Raw genomic sequence first — 417 nt, 5'->3', positions numbered from 1 at the left:
GCCCCACGACCAGGTGTTGCGCAACCACAGCTGCGGCACGAGGTCGAGCGACGCCGGATCGGGCCCGTGGTTGGTGACCTCGACGCGGACGCAGACGTCGTCCGGTGAGGCCTTGGCGTACGTGACCAGGACGTCGAAGAACCGGTTCCCGTCGAGGATTCCGGTGTCGGACAGCTCGAACTCGCGGTCCTCCCGGCCCCGGCGCGCGTTCTCCTGCCGCAGTTGCGCGTACGGGTACTCGGCGTGGGGGTAGCGGTACAGCCACTGCATCCAGCTGTGGGTCGGGGTGCCGTCGACGGCCCACCAGTACTCCTTGGCGTCCTCGCCGTGGTTGCCCTCGCCGTTGGTGAGACCGAACAACCGCTCCTTGAGCAGCGGGTCGTGGCCGTTCCAGAGGGCGAGGCCGAGGTTCATGAA

1 pseudogene is annotated in these 417 nt (G+C 68.3%); it reads right to left on the bottom strand.

The features are described from left to right. A pseudogene (locus D7V88_RS42380) lies at positions 1–417 on the bottom strand (MGH1-like glycoside hydrolase domain-containing protein); the annotation flags it as partial.

This window comes from Corallococcus terminator (genome assembly GCF_003611635.1).
Classification (GTDB): Bacteria; Myxococcota; Myxococcia; order Myxococcales; family Myxococcaceae; genus Corallococcus; species Corallococcus terminator.
The sequence above is the reverse complement of the archived record's forward strand: the minus strand, read 5'-3'. Positions and strand labels throughout refer to the sequence as shown.